Here is a 13,610-nt window from a genome sequence, read left to right on the forward strand (position 1 = left end):
TAGGTAGCTTATCTAGCTACATTCGGATACGCCAGTCCGTCTGCCGACTCGAGACCCCGCTCAGCCGCGGACGAAGAGGACGACCCAGGATGCGACGAGCGCGACGACGCCCACAGCGAGAAATCCGGATGACAAGCCGACGAGCAGTCGGCGAACCGGCGGCCGACGGGTCAGCCGCATCCTTCCCCGCCACCCGTGGCGATACCAGATGTCGGCGCGATCGCGGCCCGCGAGGAGCGCCGCCGTGTGCTCATCGACCCGCGCGCTGTTCGCCTCACCCTCGTCGTCGAACCAGCGCACCCACGTGCCGTCGGGCTCGTGGTCGACGAGCGCGTCGGCCGGAAGCCACGTCCCGTCCGCCGCCCACAGCACGAGGAGCGCGACGCCGAACGTGACAGCGCCGCCGAAGCCCGCCCAGCTGAGGATCTCGAGGACCGCATCGAGAGTCGTCGTCACGCGCGCCGCCGGCTCGGGAAGCGGGTCGCTCGGGCCATGCACTCAGTATGGTTCACGCCGGGTGCGAATTCATGACGGACGCAGGAGCACTGCGAGAGAGGCGAGCGTGCGCTCGAGCTCGATCGAGGGCTCGAGGAGCCACTGGATCTGCAAGCCGTCGGATGCCGCGATGAGCAGAGCCGCCAGTTGTTCCGCCGGCACGTCGTCACGAACGGTTCCCGCACGCTGCTCGGCCCGCAGCCGCTCGGCCAGCTCGCCTCGAATGCGCTCGAACCGGGCCGTGAAGAAGCGCTTGCCGTGCTCGCTCCCCGCCTCGAGCGCACCGGCGACGAGGATCGAGTAGAGCTCGACGAGGCCCGGAACCTCGAGGTTGTCGACGGCTGCGCGCGTCATCACCCCGACCGCCGTTTCGGGCGGAGTCCGACCGCGCTGTCCGCGCTGCGTCTCAGCGTGCTCGTACACGGCCACGAGGAGCTGCTCGCGCGACTCGAAGTAGTGCAGCAGTGCGGCGTGCGAGACCCCGATGGCCTCGGCGATCCGCCGCAGCGACGTTCCCTGCAGCCCACGCTCCTGGAAGACCTCGATCGCGCGGTCGAGGATCTCCTGACGTCGCGCCACACCCTTGGCGTACGCGCCGGGGCGCCCCATCTTCGCGCGATCGTCGTTGCTCACACCGCGACTGTAACAAGAAACCTCCACCTGGATGTATTACGTGTTAGCGTGACGTCGTGCCACCACAGGCACCCCGCACGATGACGTACGAAAGAAGGTCGACTGTGACTCAGGTCCAGGCATCCGTCCAGCTCTATTCGCTTGCGAAGGAGTTCTCCGCCGACATGTCCGGCTCGCTGGCGAAGCTCGCCGAGATCGGATTCGCACACGTCGAGGCGTTCGACTTCGTCTCGCGTCCGACCGAGATCCGCGCGGCGCTGGATGCCGCCGGCCTCACCTCGCCGACCGGTCACGCTCCCCTGCTGACCGACGAGCTCTGGACGCCGGACGGCTCCATCCCCACCCCCGCACCCGAGGTCGTCTACGAGGCCGCCGCAACGATCGGCATGAAGACGGTCATCGACCCGTTCGTCGCCCCCGAGCGGTGGCTCACCGAGGACGGCGTCGCCGACATCGCGGAGCGCCTGAACGCGCAGGCCGAGATCGCCGCCGGCTTCGGCCTGAGCGTCGGTTACCACAACCACGCGCAGGAGTTCGTCGCGTCCTTCGACGGTCAGAGCGCCTACGAGCGCTTCGTCTCGCTCCTCGACGAGCGCGTCACGCTCGAGCTCGACCTCTTCTGGGCGCTCACCGGTGGCCAGGACGTCCCGGCCCTCGTGAAGAGCCTCGGCGACCGGCTCATCGCCGTCCACGTCAAGGACGGCGTCGTCCCGACATCCAACCCCTGGGCCCCAGGAGCCGCGGAGTTCGGATCCGACAGCCTCGATCAGCGTCACGCCGGCACGGGCGACGTCCCCCTCGCCGAGTCGCTGCGCGCGGCGACCGCTCTGAAGTACGCCGTCGTCGAATACGACAAGGCACCCGGCGACGTCTTCGCCGACGTCGCCGCCAGCCTGGCGTTCCTGCGTGAGAACGGAGTCAGCGCATGACCGGGCCCGTCGGAGTCGGTTTCGTCGGCGTCGGTGTCATCAGCGACACCTACCTCGAGAACCTCGGCTCGTTTCCCGATGTCCGCGTCGTCATCCTCGGCGACCTCGACGTCGACCGCGCCAAGGCTCAGGCCGAGAAGCACGGCGTCGCCGGATGGGGCACGACCGACGATGTCCTCGCGCACCCCGATGTCGACGTCGTCGTCAACCTGACGATCCCCGCCGTCCACGTCGAGATCTCCTCGCGCGCGATCGCGGCGGGCAAGCACGTCTGGACCGAGAAGCCGCTCGGCCTCGACCGCGAGAGCACGGCGGAGCTCCTGCGCCAGGCGGATGCCGCGGGCCTGCGCATCGGTTCGGCCCCCGACACGCTCCTCGGCCCCGGCTTCCAGACCGCGAAGCGCGCGATCCAGAGCGGTGTGGTCGGCGAGCCCATGTTCGCGTCGACGACGTTCCAGACCGTCGGCCCCGACCTGTGGCACCCGAGCCCCGCGTTCCTCTTCGCCCAGGGAGCCGGACCGCTGCTCGACATGGGTCCGTACTACTTCAGTGGTCTCGTCAGCCTCTTCGGGTCGGTCGACCGCGTCGCCGCCGTCGGGCGTAAGAAGCTCGAGGAGCGAACCATCCAGGCCGGGCCCAACGCGGGCACCGTCTTCCCCGTCGAGGTGCCCACCACGATGCAGGTCATCACGGCCTTCGAGGCGGGTCAGCAGGCGGCGAGCCTGCTGAGCTTCGACTCGGCCCTCGAACGCCACGGCGTGTTCGAGGTGCACGGCACCGAGGGCTCCATCGTGCTCCCCGACCCCAACCAGTTCGAAGGACGCATCGCCTACGTCAAGGCGCGGAAGTCGATCTCGGACGGCAACTGGGGCGAGCAGGAGTGGATCGAGATCGAGCAGGAGGGCAAGCTCACCGGCCGCGGCCTGGGCCTGCTCGACATGGTCCGCGCGATCGCGGAGGACCGGCCGCATGTCGCCACCGGCGAGCTCGGCTACCACGTGCTCGACGTCATGCTCTCGGCGCAGGAATCGGCCGCCTCGGGCGAGTTCGTGAAGGTCGCGAGCACCGTGGCGCCCGTGCCCACCGTGCCGGTCGACTTCGACCCGTTCGCCGCGACGCTGTAAGCCGCGCGGCGGCCCGTCCAACGGGAACGCGAAAGGCCCGGACTCTTCGGAGTTCGGGCCTTTCGTTGTGGAGCCGCCTAAGGGAATCGAACCCTTGACCTATTCATTACGAGTGAATCGCTCTGCCGTCTGAGCTAAGGCGGCGCGCGTCGCTGTGCGATGCACGATCAGCAATGTTACATGGTCTCCGACCCCGTCGCGAACCGGGGGCGCGGCCGACGCCCTTATATCGGGAGACGCCGTGTTACGCGACGATTACTCCCCGTCCACCCGTGGCGCTTACCGTCGGAGGGCACCGCGATGAGGCGAGCGCGACCCCGGTCGCGCACGGGCGGGTCACCGCCCCGCGGTGCCCGATCCGAGGAGCACCACTCATGTCCAAGCGACTTCTGACCGCGGCCGCCCTGGCCCTCCCCCTGACCCTCCTGCTCGGCGCGTGCGCGTCGAACGCCAGCGCCGGCGACGCCGGTGACGCCGCGCAGGACGGCCCGGTGCGCATCGGCGTCGTGGGCGCGGGCGACCCCTACTGGGAGACCTACAAGGAGGCCGCGGCCGAGGAAGGCATCGAGGTCGACATCGTCGACTTCACCGAGTACACGCAGCCCAACCCCGCGCTGTCGGCCGACGAGCTGGACCTCAATCAGTTCCAGCACATCATCTACCTCGCGACCTACAACGTGAACGCGGGAGACGACCTCGTGGCCGTCGGCTCGACCGCGACCTACCCGCTGGGCCTGTACTCGACGCAGTACGACTCGGTCGACGACATCCCCGAAGGCGCCACCGTCGCCGTCCCCAACGACGAGAGCAACCAGGCCCGCGGGCTGCTCGTGCTGCAGGCGCAAGGCCTCATCGAGCTCAAGGACGGGGGGTCGGTCTTCTCGACGACCGCCGACGTCGAGCCCGGCTCGAAGGTCAAGGTCGAGGCGCTCGACGCCGCCCTCACCGCGACGTCGCTGCCCGATGTCGCCGCCGCGATCATCAACAACGACTTCGTCGAGGATGCCGGCCTGAAGTTCGACGACGCGCTCGCGACCGACGACCCCAGCGACCCGAGCGCGCAGCCGTACATCAACATCTTCGCCGCGAAGGCCGAGGACGCCGACAACCCGACCTACCAGAAGCTCGTCGAGATCTTCCAGGACACCCAGGCGGTCACCGACGGACTGCAGGAGGCGTCCGGCGGCTCGGCCGTGCTCGTGAAGACGCCGAAGGACGAGCTGGCTTCCGCCCTGAAGCAGGTCGAGGACGACATCCGCGCCAACCAGTGACATCCCCGCGTGTGCGGCCCGCTCCCCCGGACGGGCCGCACACGCATGTCCCGTTCGAGGAGCCCCGCATGACCCTCATCCGCCTGTCCGGCGTGACCAAACGCTTCCCACCGTCGACCAAGGGCGGCGAGCCCGTCGTCGCGGTCGATGACGTCGACCTTGAGATCGAGGCCGGAACCGTGTGCGGCATCGTCGGGTACTCCGGCGCGGGAAAGAGCACGGTGCTGCGCCTGGTCAACGCCCTCGAGACGCCGACGAGCGGCAGCGTCGAGATCGACGGCCGCGACATCACGGGACTCCGCGAGCGCGAGCTGCGCACCCTGCGCGGTGACATCGGCATGATCTTCCAGCAGTTCAACCTGTTCGACTCGCGAACTGTCGCGGGCAACGTGGCGTACCCGCTCGAGGTCGCCGGACGCTCGCGTGCCGAGGTCAAACAACGCGTGGCCGAACTGCTGGAGTTCGTCGGGCTCTCGGGCAAGGCCAAGAACTACCCCGAACAGCTCTCGGGCGGGCAGCGGCAGCGCGTCGGCATAGCGCGGGCGCTGGCCACGAGCCCCCGCATCCTGCTGGCCGACGAGGCGACGAGCGCTCTCGACCCCGACACGACCCAGGAGGTGCTCGCCCTCCTGAAGCGCATCAACACCGAGCTCGGCGTGACGATCCTCGTCATCACCCACGAGATGGAAGTCGTCCGCGCGATCGCCGACCGCGTCGTCGTGATGGAGCACGGACGCGTCATCGAGAGCGGCGACGTGTTCGACGTTCTCTCGGCACCGTCGCACGAGGCCACGCGCCGCTTCGTGGCGAGCATCATCGATGAGGCGCCCACGGGCGACAAGCTCGCGGCACTTCGCGCCCGGCATCCCGGCCGCATCGTCACGTTCACGATCCGCGAGGGCGAGTCGCCGCAGGCGGACGTGTTCGCGGCGCTGTCGTCGCACGGCGTACGGTTCGAGCTCATCCACGGCGGCATCAACGACATCCGCGGTCGCGTCTTCGGCCATCTGACCCTCGCTCTGTCGGGAGAAAAGGACGCCGTCGACCGTGCCGTGGCGGCGGCATCCGCCCACGCACCGCTCATCGAGGAGGACTCCCGTGGATAGGCTCATCGACCTGCTCCCCGACCTCTGGCCGGCGACGGCCGAGACGCTCTACATGATCACGCTGAGCCTCGTGTTCGGCGGTATCGCGGGCTTCCTTATCGGCCTCGCACTGTACGCGACCCGGGCCGGCAGCCTGTTCCCCAACCGCGTCGTGTTCGGCATCGTCAATGTGATCGTCAACACGTTCCGGCCGATCCCGTTCATCATCTTCATGGCCGCGGTTCAGCCGCTCGCCCGCGCGTTCAGCATCCGCGGCATCGGCATTGAGTTCGCCGTCTTCGCGATCTCGATCGCGTCGATGTTCGCCATCGGACGCATCGTCGAGCAGAACCTGCTGACGGTGCGCCCTGGGGTGATCGAGGCTGCCCGCGCCGCCGGTGCGAGCCGCTCGCGCATCCTGTTCCGGCTGGTCCCCCGCGAGTCGCTCGGACCGCTCGTGCTCGGCTACACCTTCATCGTGGTCGCGCTCGTCGACATGACCGCGGTCGCCGGCGCGATCGCGGCGGGTGGCCTCGGTCAGTTCGCGCTGGTGAACGGCTTCCGTCAGTTCAACCCGTGGGTGACCTGGGCGGCCGTGATCATCATCATCCTGCTCGTGCAGGGCGTACAGTTCCTCGGCAACGCCCTCGCGCGCCGCATCCTTCGGCGCTGATACCCGCCGAGGTCCCCGTTGGGCGGGGTCCGCGCCCGTCGAGGTCCCAGTTCGGCCGGGTATGGCGGCATCATTCCCAGCCCAAGTGGGACCTCGGCGGCGGGGGCTAGCCTGGCGGCATGCTTTCGGATGCCGATCTGGTTCGCATCGCCCGTGATCTTGCAGCGACGCCGGGCGTGGTCGCGGTGGCGCTCGGCGGCAGCCGCGCGCGCGGCACGCATGCCGCCGACTCGGACGTCGATCTCGGCGTCTACGTCGACGGGCGAACTATCGATCGCGATGCTCTCTCGGCGGCGGTGTCTCGCTGGGCGACGACACCGGTCACAATCGGACCGTCCGGGAGCTGGGGCCCGTGGGTGGACAGCGGCGCGTGGGCGACGATCGCGGGAATGCCCGTCGACGTCATCATCCGCGACGCCGACCGCGTTCGAGCTCAGGTCGCGAGGGCTCGCCGCGGCGAGTTCGCCTTCCACGCACAGCCGGGGCATCCATTCGGGTTCCTGGACGTCGCATACGCCGGCGAGGTCGCGCTCGCGAAGCCGCTCGTGGATGGCGCGGGTTTCCTGCGCGATAGCTCCGCTGCCCTCATTCCCTACCCCGAGCCGCTGCGGCAGGCCTTCCTCGACGATCTGTGGCAGGTGGATTTCCTCGTGGACGCCGCAGCGAAGGTCGCTGGTCGCGGCGACACCGCCTACCTCAGTCTCTGCCTGAGCAACGCGGCCGTGCGGCTCGGGTACGCGTGGCACGCCGACGCCAGAGCCTGGGCGATCAACGAGAAGGGCATCGTCCCGGGAGTCTCTCGTCTGATCTCGGCCCCGGCCGACTTCGACATCCGGGTCGCCGCTGCTCTCAGCGCGCTCAACGCCTCACCCGAGGGCGCGCGGGCAGCGGTCGAGATGCTCCGGACCCTGCCTCGCCCGTCCTGACCACCGCCGAGGTCCCACGTGGGCCGGTTTCAGCGGCCCCGTTCCCGGGCGAACTGGGACCTCGCGCGGCAAGCTGGGAGCTGGGGGGGATGCCGAGGGAGCAGAGACCTAGCGGCAGACGAGGCCGTCCTCGGGCACCGTGTCGTCGAGGAAGAAGGCCTCGACCGCGTCGTCGACGCACGAGTTGCCCTTCTGGAACCCGGTGTGCCCCTCGCCCTCTCGCGTGACGAGCACGCCCGAGGCGAGCTGATCGGCGAGCGATTCCGACCACTCGTACGGAGTGGCGGGATCGTTGGTCGTGCCCACGACGACGATCGGCGCGGCACCGTCGGCGGTGATCTCGCCGCGGGTACCGGTGGGCGGGTACGGCCAGACTGCGCAGGCGTCGACGCCCTCCCAGTACGGTGCGACCGTCGGCGCTTCCACCGCGAGGCGCGCCTTCGACGCGGCCTCGGCCTCGGGATCGTTCTCGACCGGGTAGTCCATGCAGTTGTACGCGCGGAACGCCTCGGACGAGTTGTCCGAGTACTGCCCATCGGGCGTGCGCGCGTAGTAGAAGTCGGCGAGCAGGAACGCCGTCTGCGGGTCGCCCGCCAGCGTCTGCGAGAGAGCCTGCCGCAGGATCGGCCAGTTGTCCTGCGAGTACAGCGCGGCGATGATCGCGGTCATGAGCGAGTCGGCGCCGAGCCGGCGACCGTCGGATGCCGGCAGGGGCGAGGCGTCCACGCTCGCAAGCAGCGTCCCGAGGTCGGTCATCGCGTCATCGACGCTCCCTCGGAAGGGGCAGTCCTCTTCCTCGATGCAGGCCGCCATGAACGCGCGCAGCGCCGACTCGAAGCCGACCGCCTGGGTGGCGCTGACATCGAGAGACGACACGCTCGGGTCGATCGCACCGTCGAGCACGAGACGCCCGACGTTCTCGGGGTAGAGCTTGGCGTAGGTCGCCCCGAGGAAGGTTCCGTACGAGTACCCGAGGTAGTTGAGCTTCTCGTCGCCGAGCACCGCACGCAGCAGATCCATGTCGCGCGCGGCGAACTCGGTCGTGATGAAGGGCAGGATGCCGCCGCTGTTCTCGTCGCAGGCGGCGGCGAACTGCTCGTTGCGGGCGGTCAACTCCGCTTCCCACTCGGGCGTACCGCGAGGGGCGGCCGGGATGTCGAAGAAGTAGGCGTCGGTGCCCGCGGCGTCGAAGCACGCGACGGCGCTCGAGCGGCCCACGCCGCGCGGGTCGAACCCGATGACGTCGTAGGCGTCGGCCAGCACTGACCCGACCGCGAACTGGGCGCTGTCGGCGATCAGGTCGTACCCGCTCGCGCCGGGACCGCCGGGATTGACCAGCAGCGACCCGAGCGCTTCGCCCGATCCCGCCGCCCGCCGCACGACCGCGAGCTCGATCTCGCCCGCGGACGGATCGTTCCAGTCACGCGGCGCGCGCACCGTCGTGCAATCGTATGAACCCGAGTCGGCGCCCACGCAGGACTCCCATTCGAGTTCCTGCCCGTAGAACGGCATCAGATCCGCTGAGACGCCCTCGGTGACAGGTGTGCGGCTCGGCGCGGGCGAGGCCTGATCGGAGCTTCCCTTGAAGACGCATCCGGTGAGGACCGTCACCGTGGCCGCGGCGATCGCGATGACGGTGACCAGACGACGGGGAGCTTTCACGGTGTCCTTCCGCTGGCGACGGTGATGAGCATGCTCTCGAGGGCGAGCAGGGGGGCCGCGTTGCCTTCGAGGGCGCTCCGGGTGGCCGAGATGCGATCGAGCACGACGAGCGTGCGGTCGGGAGTCCATGCCGACGCGAGAGCGGCGAGCTCGCTCGTCAGCTCGCGATTGATGAGGTCGCCCTCCCGACCGAACTGCAGCATCAGCGTGTCGCGGTACATCGATTCGAGATCGGTGAGGACCCTATCGATGCCGTCGCGCAGGCTGCGCGTCGCCCGACGCTTCTGCTCGTCCTCGAGCGCGCTGAGCTGACCGCGCACGGCGGGCGGCACGGGTGCACCCGGAGCGACCCCGAGCGTACGCCGGAGCGCCTCGCGCTCGGACTCGTCGCGTTCGGCCGTCAGAGCCTTGGCATCTTCCGTCGCGGCGCTCACGATGCGACCGGCCGTCTCGACGGCGTCGGACACCCCGCGCACCGCCAGTACCGCGCGCAGCGTCGCATCGCGGCGCTCCCGAGAGGCGGCATCCGTCGCGAGGCGCTGAGCCATACCGATGTGGCGCTGGGCGAGACGAGCGGACTGCTCGGCCACCGCTTCGTCGACGCCCGTGCGCGCGGAGATGAGCCGTGCGACATCCACCACGTCGGGCTCACGCAGTCGCAGTGTCCGCACGCGCGAGCGGATCGTCGGCAGCAGATCGGCATCACTCGGCGCGCACAGCACCCAGACCGTCTGCTCTGGCGGCTCTTCGAGAGCCTTGAGCAGAACGTTGCTCGTCCGCTCGACCATCCGGTCGGCGTCTTCGACGACGATGACGCGGTAGCGACCGAGAGACGGCGAGAAGTACGACCGTTCGACGAGCGCTCGGGCGTCACGGATGGAGATGACCACGCCCTCCGTGCGGAGGGCCGTGAGATCGGGATGCGTGCCCGCGAGGACCTGCCGCATCGCGCCCTCATCCCCCGGCTCGGCGATCAGCGCTGCCGCGAACGCGTGCGCGAGCGTCGAACGCCCCGAGCCGGGCGGTCCCGTGATGAGCCAGGCGTGCGCGAGCTGCGCGGGGTCGGATGCCGCGGCCTGCAGCGCCGCGACGGCCGAGTCCTGACCCCAGACCTCGCCCCACGGCGGCGCGAGCGGAGCGGAGGCGGTCATGGGTCCAGCCTACGGGGAGCCCCCGACCTCGGTTACCCCGCGCCGCGCGGGCCACAGTCCGCCGCCCGCGCCGACTCAGCCGCGCAGCGAACGTTCGACGCGTGCGCGGATCTCGACGGACAGGTCGACCGGCGGACGGGATGCGTCGAGCACGAGGAACCGCTCGGGTTCCGCGGCGGCGAGCCCGAGGAAGGCGGTGCGCACACGCTCGTGAAAATCGGCCTTCTCGGCCTCGAGCCGGTCGAACGGTTTGTCGTCGGCGTCGAGACGTGCTCGGGCGGCGGCGGGGTCGAGGTCGAGCAGCACCGTGATGTCGGGCAGCGCGCCGTCGGTGGCCCACAGCGAGAGGTCGCGCACCTCACCGGCATCCAGGACCCGCCCGGCCCCTTGGTAGGCCACGGACGAATCGAGGTACCGATCCTGCACGACGACGGCGCCGCGTACGAGGGCCGGACGGACCACGGTCGCGACGTGGTGAGCGCGGTCGGCGGCGTACAGCAGGGCTTCGGCGCGCGGAGCGATGTCTCCCCGGTGGTGCAGGACGATGTCGCGGATGAGCACGCCCACGTCGCTGCCGCCCGGCTCGCGCGTGCGAACGACCTCGCGTCCGCCCTCGCGGAGCCAGGCCTCGAGAGCGGTCGCCTGGGTGGTCTTCCCCGACCCGTCGCCGCCCTCGAGGGTGATCCAGAGTCCGCGGTCGGCGGAGCCGGTCACTTCTTCTTTGCCGCGGGCTTGCGCGTCGTCGTGGTCTTGCGCGCCGCCGCCTTGCGCTTGGGCGCCGGTCCCTTAGCGCGCTTGTCGGCGAGCAGCTGAACGGCGCGTTCGAACGTGACCTCTTCGGCGTTCTCACCGCGCGGGATCGTCGCGTTGGTCTCGCCGTCGGTGACGTAGGGACCGAAGCGGCCGTCCTTGAGCTTGATCGGCTTGCCGCTGGTGGGGTCGGCTTCGAACTCCTTGAGCGCACTGGACGCCGCGCGAGCGCCGTACTTGGGCTGCGCGTAGACGGCGAGGGCTTCCTCGAGCGTGATGTCGAACAACTGCTGCTCGCTCGCGAGCGTGCGCGAGTCGGTGCCCTTCTTCAGGTACGGACCGTAGCGGCCGTTCTGCGCGGTGATCTCGTTGCCCGACTCGGGGTCGACGCCCACGACGCGAGGAAGCGACAGCAGCTTGAGCGCCTGTTCGAGGTCGACCGTGTCGACGCTCATCGACTTGAAGAGCGACGCGGTCCGCGGCTTGGGGGCCGCTTCCTTCTTCTTCGTCGTCTTCTTCTTGGCGGGGGCGACCTCACCGGTCGCCTCGTCGACGGTCTCCTCGGGCTCGGGCTCGAGCTCCTGCACGTAGGGGCCGAAGCGTCCGTCCTTGACGACGATGAGCTTGCCGTTCTCGGGGTTCTCACCGAGGACGCGGTCACCGGCGACGGGAGCGTCGATGAGTTCCTGCGCCTTCTCGGGCGTCAGCTCGTCGGGCGCGAGATCGTCCGGAACGTTGACGATGCGCGTCTCGCCCTCGCCGACGGGGACGTCGAGGTACGGCCCGTACTTGCCGAACCGCAGAGTCGCCACGTCGCCGATGGGCGTCGCGTTGAGCTCGCGGGCGTCGATGTCACCGAGGTTCTCGACGATGTTGCGCAGGCCCACGTGGTTGTCCGAGCCGAAGTAGAACTCCTTCAGCCACGCCTCGCGCGCCTGCTCACCCCGGGCGATGGCGTCGAGGTCGTCCTCGAGCGCGGCCGTGAAGTCGTAGTCGACGAGGTCGGAGAAGTGCTGCTCGAGCAGCCGCACGACGCTGAACGAGAGCCAGCTGGGGACGAGCGCCTGGCCACGCTTGGTGACGTAGCCGCGCTCGAGGATGACGTCGATGATGCTCGCGAAGGTCGACGGACGGCCGATGCCCTTCTCCTCGAGCGCCTTGACGAGGCTCGCCTCGGTGTAGCGGGGCTTGGGGCTCGTCGCGTGCCCCTTGGGCTCGACATCCGACAGCGCGAGCTCGTCGCCCACGGCGACGGCCGGCAGCGACTGGTCGGCGGAGCGGTCGTTGTCGCCGCGCTTCTCGTCGTTGCCCTCTTCGTACGCCTCGAGGAAGCCCTTGAAGGTGTAGACGGTGCCGGATGCCGTGAAAGCGGCCCGCTTGCCGGCTGCGTCGACCTCGAGCGTGACGGTCGTGGTCTCGTACTTCGCGTCGGACATCTGGCTGGCGACGGTGCGCTTCCAGATGAGGTCGTACAGGCGCTGCTCGTCGCGGTCGAGACCGGACGCGACGGATGCAGGCGTGCGGAACTCCTCGCCCGACGGGCGGATCGCCTCGTGCGCCTCCTGGGCGTTCTTGGCGTTGTTGCGGTACGAGCGCGGGCTCGCGGGAACCGCACGGTCACCGTACAGCGCGACCGCCTGCGTGCGCGCGGCCGTCACGGCCTGCGCCGAGAGCGCGGTCGAGTCGGTACGCATATAGGTGATGTAGCCCTTCTCGTAGAGACGCTGGGCGACGCTCATCGCGTGCTTGGCGCTCATCGAGAGCTTGCGGCCGGCCTCCTGCTGCATCGTGGAGGTCGTGAAGGGCGGCTTGGGGCTGCGGGTTCCGGGCTTGGCCTCGACCGCGGTGACGGCGGCGGTGGCGGCCTTCTCGATCGCTGCGGCGAGTTCGCGGGCATCCTTCTCGCTGAGGACGACGACCGCCTTCTTGAGCGAACCGGTGTCATCGAAGTCGGTGCCGCGGGCCAGCGGGGCGCCGTCGAGACGTGCCAGACGGGTCGAGAACGAGCCGCCGTCCTTCGCCGCGTGGGCCTCGATGTCCCAATACGACGCCGAGACGAACGACATCCGCTCGCGCTCGCGCTCGACCACCATGCGAGTGGCGGCGGACTGCACGCGGCCGGCGCTCAGCGCCTGGCCGTCGCGGCCGGAACCGATCTTGCGCCAGAGCACGGGCGAGACGTCCCACCCGTACAGGCGGTCGAGGACGCGGCGGGTCTCCTGCGCGTTGACCAGTGCGAGGTCGAGCTCGCGGGTGTTGTCGGCGGCCGCGCGGATCGCGTCCTTGGTGATCTCGTGGAAGACCATGCGCTTGACGGGGACCTTGGGCTTGAGCACCTCGAGCAGGTGCCAGGCGATCGCCTCGCCCTCGCGGTCTTCATCGGTGGCGAGCAGGACCTCGTCGGCGTCCTTCAGGGCGCGCTTGAGCTCGGCAACGGTCTTGGTCTTGCGATCGCTGACCACGTAATACGCATCGAAGCCGTTCTCGACGTCGATGGAGTACTTGCCGTACGCCTGCTTCTTGTCGGCCGGGATGTCCTCTTTCTTAGCGAGGTCCCGGATGTGCCCGACCGAGCTGAGCACTTCGTACTCGTCGCCCAGGTAGCCCTGGATCGACTTCATCTTGGTCGGGGACTCGACGATGACGAGTTTCTTGCCGCCTGCCACGAGTCTTCCTTTCTCCAGCGCACACCATACACGCGCCACACGGTGGAGGATGCTGGGAACGGCGCGCCATATCCTCCCGTCGGCATGCCAGGACTCACGAGCCGCGCGGGCGCGCGCGGGCACGCGGAATACACCCTTCACAGGCCCGTCTGCGACGGCACGATGCGACGGGGTTCAGCCGGGAATCACGCATTGCGGATGACCGGCACGCGCGGGATGCCGGGCGCCTCCTACGATCGCAGCAA

At 69.4% G+C, this 13,610-nt stretch carries 12 protein-coding genes and 1 tRNA gene; 6 read left to right on the forward strand and 7 right to left on the reverse strand.

All coding sequences use genetic code 11. The features are described 5' to 3' along the window. Positions 1-60 precede the first annotated feature (60 nt). Together ACI2K6_RS11760 and ACI2K6_RS11765 are read right to left on the reverse strand one after the other, a co-directional pair. Entirely contained in the window at positions 61-456 is a 396-nt protein-coding gene (locus ACI2K6_RS11760) for a hypothetical protein (RefSeq protein ID WP_404568702.1), read from the reverse strand. 69 nt (positions 457-525) lie between these two features. Next, positions 526-1,104 (reverse strand): TetR/AcrR family transcriptional regulator, encoded by a 579-nt coding sequence (locus ACI2K6_RS11765; RefSeq protein ID WP_269268033.1) that lies wholly within the window; start codon positions 1,102-1,104, stop codon positions 526-528. Between the two features lie 188 nt (positions 1,105-1,292). Here ACI2K6_RS11765 and ACI2K6_RS11770 point away from each other — a divergent pair, with 188 nt between their 5' ends. Together ACI2K6_RS11770 and ACI2K6_RS11775 are read left to right on the forward strand one after the other, a co-directional pair. Further along, complete coding sequence (locus ACI2K6_RS11770) at positions 1,293-2,057, forward strand: sugar phosphate isomerase/epimerase family protein (protein WP_404568857.1); 765 nt, start codon at positions 1,293-1,295, stop codon at positions 2,055-2,057. Continuing rightward, a complete protein-coding gene (locus tag ACI2K6_RS11775) occupies positions 2,054-3,181 on the forward strand; it encodes a Gfo/Idh/MocA family oxidoreductase (RefSeq protein WP_323986103.1) in 1,128 nt (375 codons plus the stop codon). The genes ACI2K6_RS11770 and ACI2K6_RS11775 overlap by 4 nt, the downstream gene beginning before the upstream one ends. A 68-nt stretch (positions 3,182-3,249) precedes the next feature. Here ACI2K6_RS11775 and ACI2K6_RS11780 read toward each other — a convergent pair. Beyond that, positions 3,250-3,325: transfer RNA gene (locus tag ACI2K6_RS11780), tRNA-Thr, on the reverse strand. Between the two features lie 230 nt (positions 3,326-3,555). Here ACI2K6_RS11780 and ACI2K6_RS11785 point away from each other — a divergent pair. The 4 genes from ACI2K6_RS11785 (at position 3,556) to ACI2K6_RS11800 (ending at position 7,136) form a co-directional block, all read left to right on the forward strand. Continuing rightward, the gene (locus ACI2K6_RS11785; protein WP_282501271.1) at positions 3,556-4,452 is read left to right on the forward strand and encodes a MetQ/NlpA family ABC transporter substrate-binding protein; all 897 of its coding nucleotides are present in this window, start codon (positions 3,556-3,558) and stop codon (positions 4,450-4,452) included. 68 nt (positions 4,453-4,520) lie between these two features. Then, the gene (locus tag ACI2K6_RS11790) at positions 4,521-5,558 is read left to right on the forward strand and encodes a methionine ABC transporter ATP-binding protein (protein WP_323986104.1); all 1,038 of its coding nucleotides are present in this window, start codon (positions 4,521-4,523) and stop codon (positions 5,556-5,558) included. After that, positions 5,551-6,210 carry a methionine ABC transporter permease gene (locus ACI2K6_RS11795; RefSeq protein WP_181574219.1) on the forward strand — a complete coding sequence of 220 codons (660 nt, stop codon included), beginning with the start codon at positions 5,551-5,553 and terminating at the stop codon, positions 6,208-6,210. Before ACI2K6_RS11790 ends, ACI2K6_RS11795 begins: the two co-directional genes overlap by 8 nt. 119 nt (positions 6,211-6,329) lie before the next feature. Then, a complete protein-coding gene (locus ACI2K6_RS11800; RefSeq protein WP_404568703.1) occupies positions 6,330-7,136 on the forward strand; it encodes a nucleotidyltransferase domain-containing protein in 807 nt (268 codons plus the stop codon). Between the two features lie 108 nt (positions 7,137-7,244). Here ACI2K6_RS11800 and ACI2K6_RS11805 read toward each other — a convergent pair whose 3' ends face one another. From ACI2K6_RS11805 to topA, 4 genes are all read right to left on the reverse strand, one after another. Next, positions 7,245-8,798 carry an alpha/beta hydrolase gene (locus ACI2K6_RS11805; RefSeq protein WP_323986107.1) on the reverse strand — a complete coding sequence of 518 codons (1,554 nt, stop codon included), beginning with the start codon at positions 8,796-8,798 and terminating at the stop codon, positions 7,245-7,247. Then, on the reverse strand, positions 8,795-9,949 hold the full coding sequence (locus ACI2K6_RS11810; RefSeq protein ID WP_323986109.1) for a DNA polymerase III subunit delta': 1,155 nt from the start codon (positions 9,947-9,949) through the stop codon (positions 8,795-8,797). Before ACI2K6_RS11810 ends, ACI2K6_RS11805 begins: the two co-directional genes overlap by 4 nt. 75 nt (positions 9,950-10,024) lie before the next feature. Continuing rightward, positions 10,025-10,663 carry a dTMP kinase gene (gene tmk, locus ACI2K6_RS11815; protein WP_404568704.1) on the reverse strand — a complete coding sequence of 213 codons (639 nt, stop codon included), beginning with the start codon at positions 10,661-10,663 and terminating at the stop codon, positions 10,025-10,027. Then, positions 10,660-13,365, reverse strand: a complete 2,706-nt coding sequence (gene topA, locus ACI2K6_RS11820) for a type I DNA topoisomerase (protein WP_282501277.1) — start codon at positions 13,363-13,365, stop codon at positions 10,660-10,662. The genes tmk and topA overlap by 4 nt, the downstream gene beginning before the upstream one ends. Between the last annotated feature and the right edge of the window lie 245 nt (positions 13,366-13,610).

The sequence above is a fragment of the Microbacterium sp. NPDC006705 genome (genome assembly GCF_044903545.1).
In the GTDB taxonomy this organism is placed as follows: domain Bacteria; phylum Actinomycetota; class Actinomycetes; order Actinomycetales; family Microbacteriaceae; genus Microbacterium; species Microbacterium plantarum.

Coding starts and splice junctions, on each gene's coding strand:
- ACI2K6_RS11800 (WP_404568703.1), top strand. CDS start 6,330: ATGCTTTCGGATGCCGATCTGGTTCGCATCGCCCGTGATCTTGCAGCG.
- ACI2K6_RS11775 (WP_323986103.1), top strand. CDS start 2,054: ATGACCGGGCCCGTCGGAGTCGGTTTCGTCGGCGTCGGTGTCATCAGC.
- ACI2K6_RS11785 (WP_282501271.1), top strand. CDS start 3,556: ATGTCCAAGCGACTTCTGACCGCGGCCGCCCTGGCCCTCCCCCTGACC.
- ACI2K6_RS11770 (WP_404568857.1), top strand. CDS start 1,293: ATGTCCGGCTCGCTGGCGAAGCTCGCCGAGATCGGATTCGCACACGTC.
- ACI2K6_RS11810 (WP_323986109.1), bottom strand. CDS start 9,949: ATGACCGCCTCCGCTCCGCTCGCGCCGCCGTGGGGCGAGGTCTGGGGT.
- ACI2K6_RS11790 (WP_323986104.1), top strand. CDS start 4,521: ATGACCCTCATCCGCCTGTCCGGCGTGACCAAACGCTTCCCACCGTCG.
- ACI2K6_RS11765 (WP_269268033.1), bottom strand. CDS start 1,104: ATGGGGCGCCCCGGCGCGTACGCCAAGGGTGTGGCGCGACGTCAGGAG.